Below are 16,301 nucleotides of genomic sequence, written 5' to 3' on the forward strand. Positions count from 1 at the left end.
TACCAGCGTCTCAAAAGCATCGTAATACGCAAAGAGCTAACCGACGAATGGGAACAACACAACTTGCAGGAAGGCGTACAATTCCCCTTCAAATATCTGCCTGCCGACAATCATCAACAGGCCTGCCGACAATTGTGAGCAGACTTGCCGACAGTTGTGAGCAGGCTTGCCGACAATTGTCGACAGACAACCATTCCGGCAGAAAATGCCGGCTACTCGCCAGATATTTACAATTATCCGCCAGGAAAAACAAGATCAGATAGCGGGGATTCGCAAATTATCCGTATGTTTGAAGGCTAAAAGCAATAGACAGACAATGGCAATACGGCAGGGAAAAATTCTGATAGTAGACGACAATGAAGATATCCTATTCACACTAAAGATGTTACTACGCCCACGCGTTGAAAGCATCACTACTTGTGCCGATCCGAAAGAAATCAACCGGTTGGTGTCCAGAAACCGGTACGACGTCATTCTGCTGGACATGAATTTCACGGCGGATGCCGTCAGCGGCAAAGAAGGATTCTACTGGCTGGAACGGATACTGGAAATCTCGCCTGAGACAGTCGTTATCCTGATCACCGCCTACTCGGACACAGAGAAGGCCGTACGTGCCATCAAAGCCGGCGCTACCGACTTCATCCCTAAACCCTGGCAGAACGAAAAGATGCTGGCGACCGTATCGTCCGCCCTCGAACTTAGTTTCAGCCGTTCGGAAGTGCGGACGCTCAAGGCGCAAAAGTCAACACTCACAGCTACGACAGAGCCGGAAACGGAGGTGATCGGCGAATCGGCAGCCATGCAAAACGTGTTTCGGACGCTTGAAAAGCTGAAAGATACGGACGCCAATATCCTGTTGCAGGGAGAAAACGGGACAGGCAAGGATTTGATCGCCTACACGCTTCACAAGCAATCCGGACGCGGGAAAGAGCCGTTCATCCCGATAGACCTCGGAAGCATCCCACATGAACTGTTCGAAAGCGAACTGTTCGGTCACGAGAAAGGAGCGTTCACGGATGCGGACAAGAGTAAATCCGGGCGCATCGAGATCGCATCCGGCGGCACGCTTTTCCTGAACGAGATCGGGAATCTGCCGTTGATGGCCCAGTCCAAACTACTGACAGTCATCGAGCAACATAAAATAAACCGGATAGGCTCCACACTGGAGATACCGATCGACATCCGCCTGATCTCAGCTACCAATACAGATTTGCACGCAGCCGTGCAGGAAGGACATTTCCGGCAAGACCTGTTATACCGGATCAATACAATCGAAATCACCCTTCCCCCTTTACGGGAACGGGAAAACGATGTGACGCTCCTCGCCCGGCATTTCCTGCAACGCTATTGCCAGAAGTATAAGAAAGAGATAGACGGTTTCTCCAACGAGGCGCATCAACTGCTGAAACAATATAACTGGCCGGGGAACGTGCGCGAACTGCAACATGTGATCGAACGCGCCGTAATCCTTTCCGAAACCCGGCAATTGCAATATGACGATTTCATGCTCCGCCTCCCTGTTTCCAACTCCCAAGACAAAGAAGGCAAGTTCAATCTGGAAGAACTGGAGAAAAACACGATACAGGAAGTGCTTCGCCATTGCGCCGGGAACATGACACAGGCAGCCGGCCTGCTTGGCATCACGCGTACATCCTTATATCGGAGATTGGAGAAATACGGCTTATGAAACCTTATACGAAAAAAGCGGCCGGATTGATCTTCCTCCTGTTGGCGACCAGTGTGGTGTTCGGGCTACTTGTCGCTTTCCGGTTTTATATCTCCGCCACCGTCACGTTGGCCTTGATTCTGTTCGAAGGATATTACCTGTTCCGTCTGATGGAACGCAGCGACCGCTTGTTCAAGCAGTTTATCTGGTCGATGCGCTATTCCGACTTTCTCGCCTCCGGAACTCCTTTGCAGGAACAAAACGACAAGATTCCGCAAGACCTGATGAAGGTCATGGAAGAGGCTTTGCAACATTACAAAAAACATTTGCAGGAGAAGGAAAGCCAGTTGCAATATTTCCAGGCTTTGGCAAACCATATCGACCTTTCCGTGTTCGTCTACTCCGACACCGGACAGGTGGAATGGATGAACCAGGCTTTCAAGATCCAAACGGGACTGAACTTTGCCGACACGATCGACGACCTGGCCGCCTACCATCCGGAACTTCCCGCCCGCTTGCGCACTTTGCATCCCGGCGAATTGTCCATCCTGCAAGTCAGGCGGAAAGATGAATATTCGCAATTGATCCTTTCGGCCATATCTTTCGTCGTCCTGGGCAAGCCGCTTACGGTCGTCAGCATGAAAAACATCCGTTCCGTCCTGGAAAACAAAGAGACGGAAGCCTGGCAGAAATTGATACGGGTTCTGACGCACGAGATCATGAACTCCATGACGCCGATCGTTTCTCTGTCCGAACTGCTACGGAACAAATGCATGAATGAACCGGGAGCCGATGCGGAAGACCGGGAAGAGGTCAACCAAGCTGTCGAAACGATTTTCCGCAGGAGCAGCGGCCTGGTGCGCTTCGTTGAAAGCTACCGGAAAGTTACGGGCATCCCGATGCCTGTTCCGGAGATTATTCCGGTCAACAATTTCCTGAACGACATCAGCATCCTGTTCAAAGAGCAGGAAGAAAAGATCGAAATCGTTCCTGCGGCAGCACACCTACAAGTCATTGCCGACAAAGGACTGATCGAGCAAGTACTGATCAACCTGATCAAGAATGCTTTGGATGCAACCCGTCATTGCCCAAGGCCATGGATCGAATTGTCTGCCGGCATCAACGAAGAAGGCAAAACCTTTATCCGGGTGAGCGACAACGGTACAGGCATACCGGTTGAAGTCCAGGAACGTATCTTTATCCCATTCTTCACGACCAAACCTTCCGGTTCCGGCATCGGGCTGAGTATTTCCAGACAGATCATGCACATGCACAAAGGAGACTTGTCCGTTTTATCCGAAGACGGACAAGGCAGCCGGTTCTTCGTTACTTTCGGCTCGATTCAAAAGTAAGCAAAACTTTTCTTTCAAGAGAAAAGTAATATTCCTACATTTGTATGCACAAAGAAACAAAGACAACCGATAGTTATGATAAAGATATTCTCAACAGACAAAGTCAGAGAGCTCGATAAATATACCATTCAAAACGAACCGATCAGCTCTATCGACTTGGTAGAACGCGCGGCAACCGTATTTACAAGTGAATTTTGCCGCCGCTATTCCAAACAAACCCGCATTATCGTGTTTGCCGGACAAGGCAACAACGGAGCCGACGCACTGGCAATCGCCCGTATGCTGACGGATGCCGGTTACCGGGTCGAAACGTATCTGTTCAACCCGACCATGCGGCTTTCCGAAGATTGCGAACAGAACAAACAACGGTTACTCCATATGGAAAAGATCGAATTCACGGAAGTCGTGGACGATTTTGTCCCGCCCGAACTGGAAGAACGGGATGTCGTGATAGACGGCTTGTTCGGTTCCGGCCTGAATCGCCCCTTAACCGGAGGATTTGCCGCAATGGTAAGATATATCAACCAGTCGGATGCGACCGTCGTTGCGATCGACATTCCTTCCGGCCTGTTCGGCGAAGACAACCGCAAGAACGATCCGGACTCTATCATCCATGCCGATCTGACGCTGACATTCGGTTTCCCGAAGCTGGCGTTCCTGCTTCCTGAAAATGCGGAATTTGTCGGTGAGTGGAAAGTGCTGGATATCCTGTTGCACCCGGAAATCATATCCAGCACTCCGACACAATTCACATTGGTGACGGAAGAAGATATTGCCACTGTCTTCCAGCCCCGTAACCGTTTTGCCCATAAAGGAACATTCGGTCATGCGCTTCTGATCGCCGGAAGCCGTGGAAAGATGGGGGCCGCCCTCCTGTCTGCCAAAGCTTGCCTTAGAAGTGGGGCCGGCCTGCTGACCGTTCATATTCCCGGACGTGGCGAGCAGATCTTGCAGACCGCTTTTCCGGAGGCGATGGTTGATCCCGACCAACATCAAGATCATTTCAGCTCTGTTTCCGGTATCAAGGCCTACTCCTCTATCGCGATCGGGCCTGGTTTGGGGAAACATCCCGATTCCGCCAAAGCATTGGAACAGTTACTACAAGTAGTGGAAAAGCCGCTTGTGATCGATGCCGATGCGTTGAATCTGATCGCAGCCAACAAAGATTTATTGAAACGCATCCCTCCGCGCAGCATCCTTACGCCACATCCCAAAGAATTCGACCGGATAGCGGGTGAAAGCATCAGTTCATACGAACGGTTGAAAAAGACTCAGGCTTTCGCTATCGATCACCAACTGTGTGTCGTCCTGAAAGGGGCTTATACGGCAATCTGTACGGCTACCGGAAATGTTTATTTCAACAATTGCGGGAACCCGGGTATGGCAACGGCGGGCAGTGGCGATGTTTTGACAGGTATTATCCTGGCATTGCTCGCACAAGGATTGGAACCTGAAACGGCTTCCGTTGCAGGTGTTTTCCTTCATGGAACAGCCGGTGATCTGGCTGCCGTCTATCGCTCCGAAGAGAGCATGATCGCCAGTGATATCACAGATATGCTGGGAAAAGCGTTCAAGCAGATAAAATAAAATACTCCATCCATTATAACGAAGGAGGTGTCAAAACAAAATCCTGTCACTAATAGCCATAATTTAGGCACGGATTCACGGAAAACACGAAAAGAGAATAAATTTATCCGTAAAATCCGTGCCTAAAAGATCGTGATAAAGGGGTTTTGACAGCTCCTTCGTCCGTGATCCACTAACTTGCTACTGTATCGACAAAAAGATAGGTCCTTTTCTTATAAATCGAAGCAAATTAATAGAATGATTAAAACATTTTATTGTAAATTAATTGTTCTTTCCCCGAAAACAAGTATATTCGAGTCCATAATTAAAGGAGATAGAAATGAATAAATATTTAATACATACGACATCGCTTGTAGCCACTGTCTTATTACTGTTCATGTGTGCTTGCAGTGATCACCCACAAGCCCCAACACTACTCGAAGCTGAGAAAATCATCGAAGAACGGCCGGACAGTGCCTTAGCTATCCTAACTAAAATCGAAAACATCAACCAGCTGTCCGAAAAGGATCATGCAACTTACTGCCTGCTCCTCACCCAAGCTCAAGACCTGAATTATATCACACATACTTCAGACTCTTTAATCAAAATCGCGGCGAAGTATTTTGAAAAGAGCAAAGATATGCACAAGGCAAGTCTTTCATATTATTATATGGGACGTGTCAATGCCGATCTTTATGATGCATTAAAAGCACAAGAGTATTATCTAAAAGCATTAGAAGTAGGAGAAAAAACCAAAGACTACCATCTACTCGCTCGAATCTGCAATAACTTGGGCACGTTATACAACTACCAAGATATATATGATATGGCACTTCCTATACAAAAAAAGGCTCTATATTATTTAGAACAAGAGACCAAACTGGATTCTGCTAATATATCCTTCGTACTAAGAAATATTGCACGAACATATGTTCAAACACAACAAAAGGACAGTGCAATCTTTTATTTTCAAAAAGCAATGAAATATTCTACACCGAACAATATATCATCTATTTCACTCAGTTTGGGCAATTTACACTTCGATAAAGGAGAATACAAGGAAGCACAAGAATATATAGAAAAAGCTTTAAATCTTGCAACTAAGAAAAATATAATTGCTCCTATTTATCTGTCTAAAGGTAAACTTTTCCTTTTTACGGAACAATTAGATTCTGCAAAGTTCTATTTAAACAAATGTTTACAAAGTCCTTACATATATACAAAAGCAGGATGTCTACAACGTTTAGCTCAAATCTCACTAAAAGAAGAAAAACTACATGACTATGTTAAATATACACAACAATATGAACAACTACGTGACTCTATAACTAATAATTCTCATATGAAAAGTATTAGAGTCACTCAAAGTATGTTCAATTATCAACGAATTTCAAAAGAGAAAAATCTATATGAAAGAAAAGCTGCTCTAAGAATGATTTATATATATCAAATTTCTATTATATTGCTTATCATATTAATTACAAGTATAATACTCATTAAAAGAGAACGAAATAAAAAGAAAAGATTAACTGAATTAAAAGAAGAACAATATAAACGCAGTCAACAATACATTGAAGACAATAATAAACAAATTTCTCAATTAACAGAAATGATTCATTCCAAACAAAAGGAAATGAGTAAAGTCGAAAGACAATTATATGAAACAAGGAAATTAATGCTTGAGATGGAAAATAGGCAGATTTTCGAAAAACAGGGAACATTTCTTTTGTTAGAGAAAGATTTTCATAGCTCATCTTTATATATCAGAATTCATAGGGAAGATGATATACAACTTGGTCCAAGTGAATGGGAAGAACTACATCAATTGATTGATGCAACATATTCAGATTTCACCAATCGACTGATCAAACTTTACCCACAAATATCCATAGAAGAAATACATATTTGTTATTTAGTAAAGATGCAACTATCCATAAAAAAGATAGCCTTCATTATGCATATCACAAGTTCTGGAGTGTCTCAATGTCGCAGAAGATTATATAAAAAGTTCACAGGAGAGCCTCAAAACACAGAAAAGTTCGACAAATTTATCTCTGATTTATAAGCAGATACAACTTGTCACATTTTTGTCAACAAAAATACGTGCTTCATAATGATGAGAAATTTACCTTTGTCCAAAATCTCAATTTTGACTATTAGTAAAACAAATCTTTTTAATATTATGAAGCATCTAATTTCGACTTTAATTTTAATTGTGTGCGGTATTTTCTATACACAAATTGCATTGTGTGATACGATTCCTACTAAGGGAGAATGGAGCATAGAAGACTTTCGTTCTATAATCCCTGCACCCCCTACAGCCTCCATCGAAGGAAAGGTATTGACAGTTAACTTTGTGAATCCGCTTACTGATCTGACTGTAAAAGTTACGGACAACAAAACAGGAAAAGTAGTTTATGAAGAATGTATATCTGTATCTGCTCCGCAAAGCAAATCAGTTATCTTGAATACAGAAAATGGCGATTATACATTGTCATTCACTCATGAACTCGGCTATTTAACTGGTGAGTTTGCCATAAAATAACAAGTTGCATGTAATTCTCCTTTACATGTAATGTATAGGAACAGTCCCGGGCGGTGATTTAACCAGGCCTAATATCTCGATCTCCTTTTCCGCCGCCTTTGGGACCGTTCTTTATATCTTCTCTAATCTAAAAGAGGAAAAGAGGCTTTTCCGGTTGGTTACTAACAAAATATTTCATAGTTTTGTGCAATCATTTATTAGAGATTAAACTTAGATTAGAATATGAAGAATTTAATCATTATAGCCAGTCTGCTCCTTAGTTTCCCCATTATGGCTCAGACGAAAGTTGTAAAGAAAAATGCCGTCAAGGCAAATAATTTCGGTATAACTTATTCACTTCCAAAAACATCTCTGGTTGTAGATGCAGAGGTCACGAAAGTAACCTGCAAAGCAGGCCCCTATTACAAATACGCAGAAAAATATTTAGGTGTAAAAGACGCTATCACAGAAGATAAGGTCTATTACGAATTAGGAAAGATCGGCTTGATCAATAAAGGCGTGCCCGACGCGGACAATACATTTATCGTTGAATTTAAAGCCGGCACAGTTGCTCCATATGCTTACTTGACAGAAGACGGGCTGCTATGTTCCATCAATGCCGAATACACACCCGATGAATCCGCACAGGAAGCGGCAAGAAAGAAAAACCAGGCTCCGGCAAAAGTAACCGACGCCTCTGTCTTTTCAGAAGAGTTGCTCATGGCAGGATCTACAGCCAAGCAGGCAGAAGTGGCAGCCAAACAAATCTACCGTATCCGCGAAAGCCGTATGAACATCCTTACGGGTGACGCCGATAACCTGCCGCCCGATGGCGAAGCAATGAAGCTAGTCATCCAACAATTGGAAGAGCAGGAGAAAGCGTTGACCAACCTGTTCACAGGCATCCGGACAAAGGAAACCAGCGATTACGAAGTGACGGTTATTCCTTTCGACAACCTCGACAAAGAAGTATTATTCCGCTTCTCACCCCAACTCGGTATCGTGGATGCCGACGATTTAGGCGGAGCACCTGTATATATGAACTTAAAAGCCATAGACCGCGCTCCGGTATTAGATCCGAAAGAGGCTGAAAAGAAAGAGAAATCACTAAAGGGCATTATATATAATGTACCGGGCAAAGCCAGCATCGAAATTAGCATGAACAAAAAAACACTTTATAAGGGCGAAGCGCAAATTACCCAGTTCGGTACACGGGAAGGACTCGCCCCTGTCATGTTTGAAGACAAAAAAGCTCCGGTAAAAGTTTATTTCTATCCGGAAACAGGTGCAATAAAACAAATCATTCAATAATCATCTAACAATTTTAATTCTATGTTTGAAGGACAGCCTAAAGGTTTATACGCGTTAGCCTTAGCGAATACCGGCGAGCGTTTCGGTTATTATACCATGCTCGCGATCTTTACACTATTTTTACAAGCAAAATTCGGTTTTACCGCATCCGAGACCTCGGACATCTTCTCCACCTTCCTGGCAGGAGTCTATTTCACTCCGCTGATCGGTGGTTGGCTTGCCGATAAGTTCGGGTACGGAAAGATGGTAACAAGCGGTATCTTTATCATGTTTTTAGGATACTTGCTGTTGTCGATTCCCGCAGGCAACGAATCCGCTAAATGGATGATGTTCGGGGCATTAACCATGATTGCTTTAGGCACAGGCCTATTTAAAGGGAATCTGCAAGTAATGGTCGGTAACCTTTACGACGCACCTCAATACAGAGACAAACGAGATTCTGCTTTCAGCATTTTCTACATGGCCATCAATATCGGTGCATTATACGCCCCGACAATGGCTACGGAAATGACAAACTGGATGCTGGCCAAGTCAAACCTGACTTACGAAGGACAAATACCTTCATTGGCTCACCAATTCCTAAACGGCACAATTACGGAAAAAGGGACGGAAATGCTCGAATCACTGAAAGTAGCACAAAACTTCAGCGGTGACCTGGCTGCTTTCTCTACAACTTATATCGATAAATTATCGGAAGCCTATAATTATGGCTTCGGTGTCGCATGTATATCATTGATTCTCTCCATTGCCATTTATTACGGTTTCCGTTCTACATTCAAACATGCAGACGTGAATACCAAGCAAGCACAAGCAGCCGCAGCAACTTCAGCCACGGCCCAGCAACCGGTCGAAGAACTGTCTCCGGCAGAAACCAAACAGCGTATCATCGCCTTGTGCCTGGTATTCGCCGTTGTTATTTTCTTCTGGATGGCTTTCCATCAGAACGGTCTGACAATGACATTCTTTGCCCGCGACTATACAGCCAACTCCGTATCCGGACTGGATCGTTTAGGATTCAGCATCATCAACCTGACATTGCTGATTGTCATGGTTTATTCCGGATTCTCGATCTTCCAGTCTGTAACAAGCAAGGCTAAGACAATCTCAACAGCCGTATTTGTCGGAGCTTTGGCATTGCTTGGCATCAACTATACGACTTTAGACCCGTCTATCACAATCCTGCCGCAGATCTTCCAGCAGTTCAACCCGTTCTTCGTTGTCGCATTGACTCCGGTATCATTGGTGCTATTCGGCTCATTGGCAAAGAAAGGCAAAGAACCTTCCGCCCCTCGTAAGATCGGATTGGGAATGTTGATCGCAGCCATCGGCTTCACGATCCTGGCAATCGGTTCGATGGGATTGCCGACACCGGACGAAGTTGCGGCAAACGGTATCGAAAGCAGCCAGCTTGTTTCACCGAACTGGTTGATCTCTACTTATCTGGTATTGACATTTGCTGAATTGCTGCTTTCTCCGATGGGTATTTCATTCGTATCGAAGGTCGCACCTCCTAAATACAAAGGTCTGATGATGGGTGGATGGTTTGTTGCCACTGCCTTAGGAAACAAGCTGGTAGGTGTTATCGGTAATATCTGGGGAAGCATGCAATTATGGATGGTATGGGGCGTACTGATCGTATGTTGCCTTGTTGCCGCCCTGTTCATGTTCTCCATCATGAAGAAACTGGAAAAAGTAGCGAAATAACAAGATACCGAAGTTTGGCTCATGAGGAAGCAGTACACATATAAACCTGTCGCTCTCCGCTTCAGAAGGTGGAGCCGGAAAAGGTATGCTGCTTTCATCAGTGTACAATATGCCGTTACGATCGGACAGTTGTCGGCAAACGTATCCGAACGGTTCCAAGCTAAAAACGGTTCCATCCATACATCCGTGCTCGCTTTCGACAAGACAGATGAAGGGGACGTCGAAGAAGAGGAAAACACATGCTGCCCGGACAGTTCGGGAAGCCTCCTGTCCCTCCTGTTCCTGCAGACCGTATGTCCTGTCCGAACCGTAAGCCGGCCTGCGGCATCGTACGCGCATATAGTAAAAGATAACATTTCCGAAATCGCGGAAGGTCTCAGTTATAAACTGAAGGCCTTCCGCGATTTTCGTTTATACAAACACGAAATTATATGATTGAGACACTCAAACAACACGTTCTTTCCGGTGGCATGATCAACGAAGAACAAGCAAGAGAACTGGCTGCCGCTCCAGATAAAGAAGCCTTGTACGAAGCAGCCCATCAGATCACCCGCCATTTCATGGGGAACAAGTTCGACACTTGCTCCATCATCAATGCCAAAAGCGGCAATTGCAGCGAAGACTGCAAATGGTGTGCGCAGTCCGGACATTATAAAACAAACGTGACGCTTTACCCGTTGCTGCCGGCAGACGAATGTATCCGCCATGCTACGCACAACCATAAGCAAGGGATCGGCCGTTTTGCACTCGTCACCAGCGGGAAGAAAGTTTCGGACAAAGACATGGTGAAGATTACGGAGACCGTACGCCGTATCAAGCAAGCCTGCAATATCAAATGTTGCGCCTCGATGGGACTTCTAAGCCGTGAACAACTACAAGCCCTTTACGACAGTGGAACGGAAAATTACCATTGCAATATAGAAACAGCTCCCTCTTATTTCCGTACCCTCTGCACGACCCATACGACGGAACAGAAGCTCGAAACGATCCGGACGGCACGGGAAATCGGTTTCCGTATCTGTTCAGGCGGGATAATCGGGATGGGCGAAACGGTAGAGCAACGTATCGAGATGGCTTTGTTGCTTCAAAAGGAAGGGATTCTCTCTATCCCGTTGAACCTCCTGCAACCGATACCCGGCACGCCATTGGGAAAGACGCCACCTCTGACGGAGGAAGAGTTCCTGACCACGATCGCCCTGTTCCGCTTCATCAACCCGAACGCTTATCTGCGTTTCTCAGGTGGTCGGGCCCAGCTAAGTGAAAAGATACAGCGCAAGGCTCTTTATATAGGTATCAATTCGGCGATCATTGGTGACCTGCTGACAACTATCGGAAGCCGGGTGGCAGAAGACAAAGTCCTTTTCGCCTCCGAAGGATATTCATTAAACGAAAATACAGATTGGGAAAGATGACAACAGAAGAATTACTCCATTTTGACCGGGAGCATATCTGGCACCCGTACACATCGACAATTGATCCACTTCCGGTCTATCCGGTCGAACGTGCGGATGGGGTTACGATCACCCTGAAGGACGGCCGTAAGCTGATCGACGGCATGTCCTCGTGGTGGGCCGCCGTACATGGATACAATCATCCGGTGTTGAATGCAGCGGCCAAGGCACAATTGGATAAGATGAGCCACATCATGTTCGGAGGCTTTACCCATGAACCGGCGGTAGAACTTGCAGCCAAGTTGCTCCCGTTGCTGCCTCCCTCCATGGAAAAGGTATTCTTTGCCGACAGCGGTTCTGTTGCGGTAGAAGTCGCCATGAAGATGGCCATCCAATATTGGCAATCGCAAGGGATGCAGAAAAAGCATGCCTTTGCAACCATCCGCAGCGGCTATCATGGAGATACCTGGCATGCGATGTCCGTCTGCGATCCGGTTACCGGCATGCATGGGATCTTTGCCGGAAGCCTGCCCATACAATATTTTATCCCCCAGCCCTCCATCAAATTCGGGGAGAAATGGGACGAGAAGGCGATCGAACCACTAAAAGACCTATTGGAGAAACATGCAGGAGAGATCGCCGCCCTGATCCTTGAGCCTATCGTCCAGGGAGCAGGCGGCATGTATTTCTATTCTCCCGCATTCCTGATAGCGGCACGCAAATTGTGCGACCAATATCAGGTATTACTGATCTTTGATGAAATCGCAACGGGGTTCGGAAGAACCGGACGCCTTTTCGCATGGGAATGGGCAGGAGTGGAACCGGACATCATGTGCATCGGCAAAGCATTGACGGGAGGTTACATGACACTGTCGGCAACCGTCACCAGCCCCCCCATAGCCAATATGATTTGCAGCGGCGAGGCAGGTTGTTTCATGCACGGTCCTACATTCATGGGGAACCCGTTAGCCTGTGCGATCGCATCGGCATCGGTCTCTCTCCTACTGGAAAGCGGATGGCAGGAAAAGGTAAAGACCATAGAGGCGCAACTGCGGGAAGAGTTGGCTCCGGCAATATTCTTTCCCAGCGTACAAGAGGTACGTGTTTTGGGAGCTATCGGTGTGATCGAGATGAAGAAGCCTGTGAATATGGCTGTTTTGCAGAAACGTTTCGTCGAAGAAGGGATCTGGGTACGTCCGTTCGGAAAGTTGGTTTACCTGATGCCGCCCTTTATCATCACAAAGGAAGAATTGTCGAAACTGACGAAAGGATTATTGTCCATACTAAAAGAATAATGAAGTGAAGCAAAAACGATCATTTTGTATAAGCACCCTATACAAGGTTGTATAAACACCTTATACAGGGTTGTATAAATACCTTATACAAGGTTGTCGAAGCATCTTATACAATATTGGATGCCTATAAGAATCAAAATAGAATGAAAGAATATAACAATAAATTGGAGAAGCTAAAGGCTTCCGGTAACCTGCGCAGCCTTCCCGATGTCGTCCATTGTGGCAAATGGATCGAAAAAGAGGGACAGACAATGCTCAACCTATCTTCCAACGACTATCTCGGACTCTCGTCCCGGCAGGATCTGCGGAATGAGTTTATCGGACAGTTAAAGGAAAACGACCTGCCGTTCTCTTCTTCGTCATCCCGGCTACTGACCGGTAATTTCCCTATCTATACCGAACTGGAAGAACGGATGGCCGATTGCTTCGGACGCGAAGCCGCCCTGCTGTTCAACAGCGGTTACCATGCCAATACCGGAATACTTCCCGCCTTGACGGATAAACAGTCATTGATCCTGGCGGACAAACTGGTACATGCGAGTATCATCGATGGTATCCTGTTGAGTGGTACACCTTACCAGCGTTACCGTCACAACGATTATGTCCATTTAGAACAACTATTGGCTAAATATGCACATGAATATGAGCAGGTTGTCATCGTTACGGAAAGCATATTCAGCATGGATGGAGATGTCGCCGACCTTCGCCGCCTGGTGTCCTTAAAGAAGAGCTATCCGAATATATGGCTGTATGTGGATGAAGCGCATGCCATCGGTGTAAGGGGGAAAAACGGCTTAGGGATTGCTGAGGAGCAGGATTGCATCCGTGATATAGATTTATTGGTCGGCACTTTCGGAAAGGCTTTGGGATCGATGGGAGCCTACCTGTTATGCAGCCGGACGGTCAGGGAATACCTGGTCAACACGATGCGACCTCTGATATTCAGTACGGCGCTCCCGCCTGTCCAAATCGCTTGGACAAAGTTCTTGTTTGAGAAACTTCCCGGCTTTACCGACGAACGGCACCGCCTGTCCGTTACCAGCCACCTGCTTTCAGAAGCGTTGAAAGATAAAGGGGGAGAAATAACGGCAAGCCACATCATCCCTTTCATTATCGGAGAAAACGAGGACTGTATCCGGACAAGCCTTAACTTGCAACGGCAAGGCTTCTATTGCCTCCCTGTCCGCCCTCCGACGGTTCCCAAAGGAACGGCACGGATACGCTTCTCATTAACAGCCGATATCACCGAAGAGGAAATTAAAGAATTGATAATGAATATTGGCAAATGAACATACATAAACAAATAAAAGCAGGCAACAGCAAGCTCCTTCTTGTCTTTTCAGGGTGGGCGGCTTCTCCTGAAGTATTCAGGCATCTGGAAACGGAACCGGATACGGATCTCTGGATTTGCCATGACTATCGGGGAATGGAATTTGAAGAAGAGGCGCTCTCCTGTTATCGGGAGATCCGGTTGATAGCTTGGTCGTTAGGTGTATGGGTTGCATCGGTCGTGTTGGGTAAAAGGCAAATATCCTTCACCGAGGCTGTTGCCGTCAATGGAACTCCCTGCCCTGTCCATGACCGGTGGGGCATCCCGGAAACGATCTTCCGGGGGACATTGGATAACATAACCGGGGAAGGCATGCATCGCTTCAACCGGAGGATGTGCGGCAAACGGGATCTTTTGCAAGCCTACGAACAGATACCGCCTCGCCCGCTCGCCGATATCCGGGAAGAATTGGAGTACTTGTACACTGAAATAAAGACAGCATCATCCGCTTCCCCCTTATTTAAGGGATGGACGCATGCCTTCATCTCTTCCGGCGACCTGATCTTCCCTGCCGCGAACCTGCATGCCTTCTGGCAAGATCGTTGTCCGGTAACCGAGATAGAGGCTCCCCATTATCCTTTTTATTTATGGAAACAATGGAATGAAATATGGAAACAATAGAAGCGAAACGCATACATGTCCGCTTTACACGCGCCTTGTCTACCTACGACAAACATGCCGATGCCCAATACCGTATCAGCCGGAAGCTGGCTTCCCTCCTCCCTCATCAGGCGAACGCCCATTACAAACGGATGCTGGAAATCGGTTGCGGTACGGGCGGATTCACCGGGGCGCTGAAACAACAATGTCGTATTGACGAATGGATACTGAATGATCTTTGCGAGGACTGCCGGGAAAAGATAGCCCCTCTCTTCCCCGGTTCCCCTCCCCGTTTCATAGCCGGGGATGCCGAAACGCTATCCTTCCCCGGCAAGTTCGACCTGATTGCATCCGCCTCCGCTTTCCAGTGGATGAGAGAACCGGAAGCGTTTTTCTATAAACTATCGGGACTGTTGGTGCCGCAAGGAGTGCTCCTGTTCAGCACTTTTGTCCCCGGTAACTTATACGAGATCAAAGAACTGACAGGGAAAGGGCTCGTGTACCCGACCTCCGATGTACTTGCGGGGTGGCTGTCTGCCGCAGATCTCGATCTGCTTCATCAGGAAGAAGAGACGATCATCCTCACCTTCAAGACCCCGCTGGACGTATTGCGGCACCTGAAAGCGACAGGCGTGACGGCGACCGGAAACGGCCGCTGGACACGAAGCAGGCAGGAATCATTCTGCCGGCAATATTCGGAACAGTTCGCGACAACCGGCGACCAAGTGACACTCACGTACCGCCCACTTTATATGTTAGCAACAAAAAAACAATAAAACAATATGAAAGGAACAGTCTTATTTATTACAGGAATCGATACCAATATCGGTAAAACTTTCGCCACCGGCACGATCGCATGCGCATTGGCCGGAAAGGGGAAAAGAGTCATCACCCAGAAAATGATCCAAACGGGTTGCACGGATGTTTCGGAAGACATCGAAATGCACCGGAAAATACAGGGAATCCCTTTCACCGAAGAGGATAAAGCCGGATTGACCTGCCCTTACATCTTTACCTATCCCTGTTCTCCCCACATGGCCGCGGAGAAAGACGGGAGGACAATCGACCTCTCCGTCGTCACGGAAGCAACCCGCCGCCTACAGGAAAAATATGAATATGTCTTGCTGGAAGGTGCGGGCGGATTAATGGTCCCGAATGATTTTCATTCGCTTGCCATCGACTATATAAAAGAGCAAGGCTACCCGGTTATCTTAGTGACATCCGGCAAGTTAGGCAGTATCAACCATACCTTATTAAGTCTTTATGCCTGCAAGCAATATGGGATTCCGGTCCGGGCAGTCGTTTACAACCTCTACCCTCCCACAGACGAACTGATAACCGCCAACACACTGGAATACCTCACCCGATACCTGGCAAAGGAATTTCCCGGAACCGCCCTTATCACGCTTCCGGAAGCAGTGGAAGGGAAGAATGAAATAGACATCAACGGTCTGCTCTAAGACCTTTCTTGCCTCTTTATCGAGTAGTTTCCAAGTTGTTAGATAATAAGAAATTATTTATCGCAAAATGAAAACTTAAATGCAAATTTAAGTTACCTTTGT

Annotated in this window: 14 protein-coding genes; all 14 read left to right on the forward strand. The window is 46.5% G+C overall.

Annotated elements, in window-relative coordinates:
• Positions 1 to 316 precede the first annotated feature (316 nt).
• The 14 genes from ACW6QF_RS01170 to bioD all read left to right on the forward strand — a co-directional run bounded on the left by ACW6QF_RS01170 (position 317) and on the right by bioD (position 16,199).
• Positions 317 to 1,687 (forward strand): sigma-54-dependent transcriptional regulator, encoded by a 1,371-nt coding sequence (locus tag ACW6QF_RS01170; RefSeq protein ID WP_456086509.1) that lies wholly within the window; start codon positions 317 to 319, stop codon positions 1,685 to 1,687.
• Positions 1,684 to 3,018, forward strand: a complete 1,335-nt coding sequence (locus tag ACW6QF_RS01175; RefSeq protein ID WP_456086510.1) for a sensor histidine kinase — start codon at positions 1,684 to 1,686, stop codon at positions 3,016 to 3,018. Before ACW6QF_RS01170 ends, ACW6QF_RS01175 begins: the two co-directional genes overlap by 4 nt.
• A 75-nt stretch (positions 3,019 to 3,093) precedes the next feature.
• Entirely contained in the window at positions 3,094 to 4,605 is a 1,512-nt protein-coding gene (locus ACW6QF_RS01180; protein WP_456086511.1) for an NAD(P)H-hydrate dehydratase, read from the forward strand.
• A 319-nt stretch (positions 4,606 to 4,924) separates the two neighbouring features.
• On the forward strand, positions 4,925 to 6,649 hold the full coding sequence (locus ACW6QF_RS01185; RefSeq protein ID WP_456086512.1) for a tetratricopeptide repeat protein: 1,725 nt from the start codon (positions 4,925 to 4,927) through the stop codon (positions 6,647 to 6,649).
• Positions 6,650 to 6,697: 48 nt separating this feature from the next.
• A complete protein-coding gene (locus ACW6QF_RS01190) occupies positions 6,698 to 7,129 on the forward strand; it encodes a DUF3244 domain-containing protein (RefSeq protein ID WP_456086513.1) in 432 nt (143 codons plus the stop codon).
• A 222-nt stretch (positions 7,130 to 7,351) separates the two neighbouring features.
• Entirely contained in the window at positions 7,352 to 8,419 is a 1,068-nt protein-coding gene (locus ACW6QF_RS01195; protein WP_456086514.1) for a DUF4831 family protein, read from the forward strand.
• Positions 8,420 to 8,440: 21 nt separating this feature from the next.
• On the forward strand, positions 8,441 to 10,123 hold the full coding sequence (locus ACW6QF_RS01200) for a peptide MFS transporter (RefSeq protein WP_456086515.1): 1,683 nt from the start codon (positions 8,441 to 8,443) through the stop codon (positions 10,121 to 10,123).
• A gap of 21 nt (positions 10,124 to 10,144) precedes the next feature.
• The gene (locus ACW6QF_RS01205; protein ID WP_456086516.1) at positions 10,145 to 10,558 is read left to right on the forward strand and encodes a hypothetical protein; all 414 of its coding nucleotides are present in this window, start codon (positions 10,145 to 10,147) and stop codon (positions 10,556 to 10,558) included.
• Positions 10,555 to 11,535 (forward strand): biotin synthase BioB, encoded by a 981-nt coding sequence (gene bioB, locus ACW6QF_RS01210; protein WP_456086517.1) that lies wholly within the window; start codon positions 10,555 to 10,557, stop codon positions 11,533 to 11,535. Before ACW6QF_RS01205 ends, bioB begins: the two co-directional genes overlap by 4 nt.
• Positions 11,532 to 12,809, forward strand: coding sequence for an adenosylmethionine--8-amino-7-oxononanoate transaminase (gene bioA / locus ACW6QF_RS01215; RefSeq protein ID WP_456086518.1), 1,278 nt, complete (start codon positions 11,532 to 11,534; stop codon positions 12,807 to 12,809). Before bioB ends, bioA begins: the two co-directional genes overlap by 4 nt.
• Positions 12,810 to 12,952: 143 nt before the next feature.
• Positions 12,953 to 14,098, forward strand: a complete 1,146-nt coding sequence (locus ACW6QF_RS01220; RefSeq protein WP_456086519.1) for an 8-amino-7-oxononanoate synthase — start codon at positions 12,953 to 12,955, stop codon at positions 14,096 to 14,098.
• Positions 14,095 to 14,760: a DUF452 family protein gene (locus ACW6QF_RS01225; protein WP_456086520.1), complete on the forward strand. Its 666-nt coding sequence runs from the start codon at positions 14,095 to 14,097 to the stop codon at positions 14,758 to 14,760. Before ACW6QF_RS01220 ends, ACW6QF_RS01225 begins: the two co-directional genes overlap by 4 nt.
• Positions 14,748 to 15,515: a malonyl-ACP O-methyltransferase BioC gene (gene bioC, locus ACW6QF_RS01230; RefSeq protein WP_456086521.1), complete on the forward strand. Its 768-nt coding sequence runs from the start codon at positions 14,748 to 14,750 to the stop codon at positions 15,513 to 15,515. Before ACW6QF_RS01225 ends, bioC begins: the two co-directional genes overlap by 13 nt.
• 6 nt (positions 15,516 to 15,521) lie before the next feature.
• Positions 15,522 to 16,199, forward strand: coding sequence for a dethiobiotin synthase (bioD, locus tag ACW6QF_RS01235; protein WP_456086522.1), 678 nt, complete (start codon positions 15,522 to 15,524; stop codon positions 16,197 to 16,199).
• The last annotated feature ends 102 nt before the right edge of the window (positions 16,200 to 16,301 follow it).

It is taken from the genome of Parabacteroides sp., assembly GCF_977054455.1.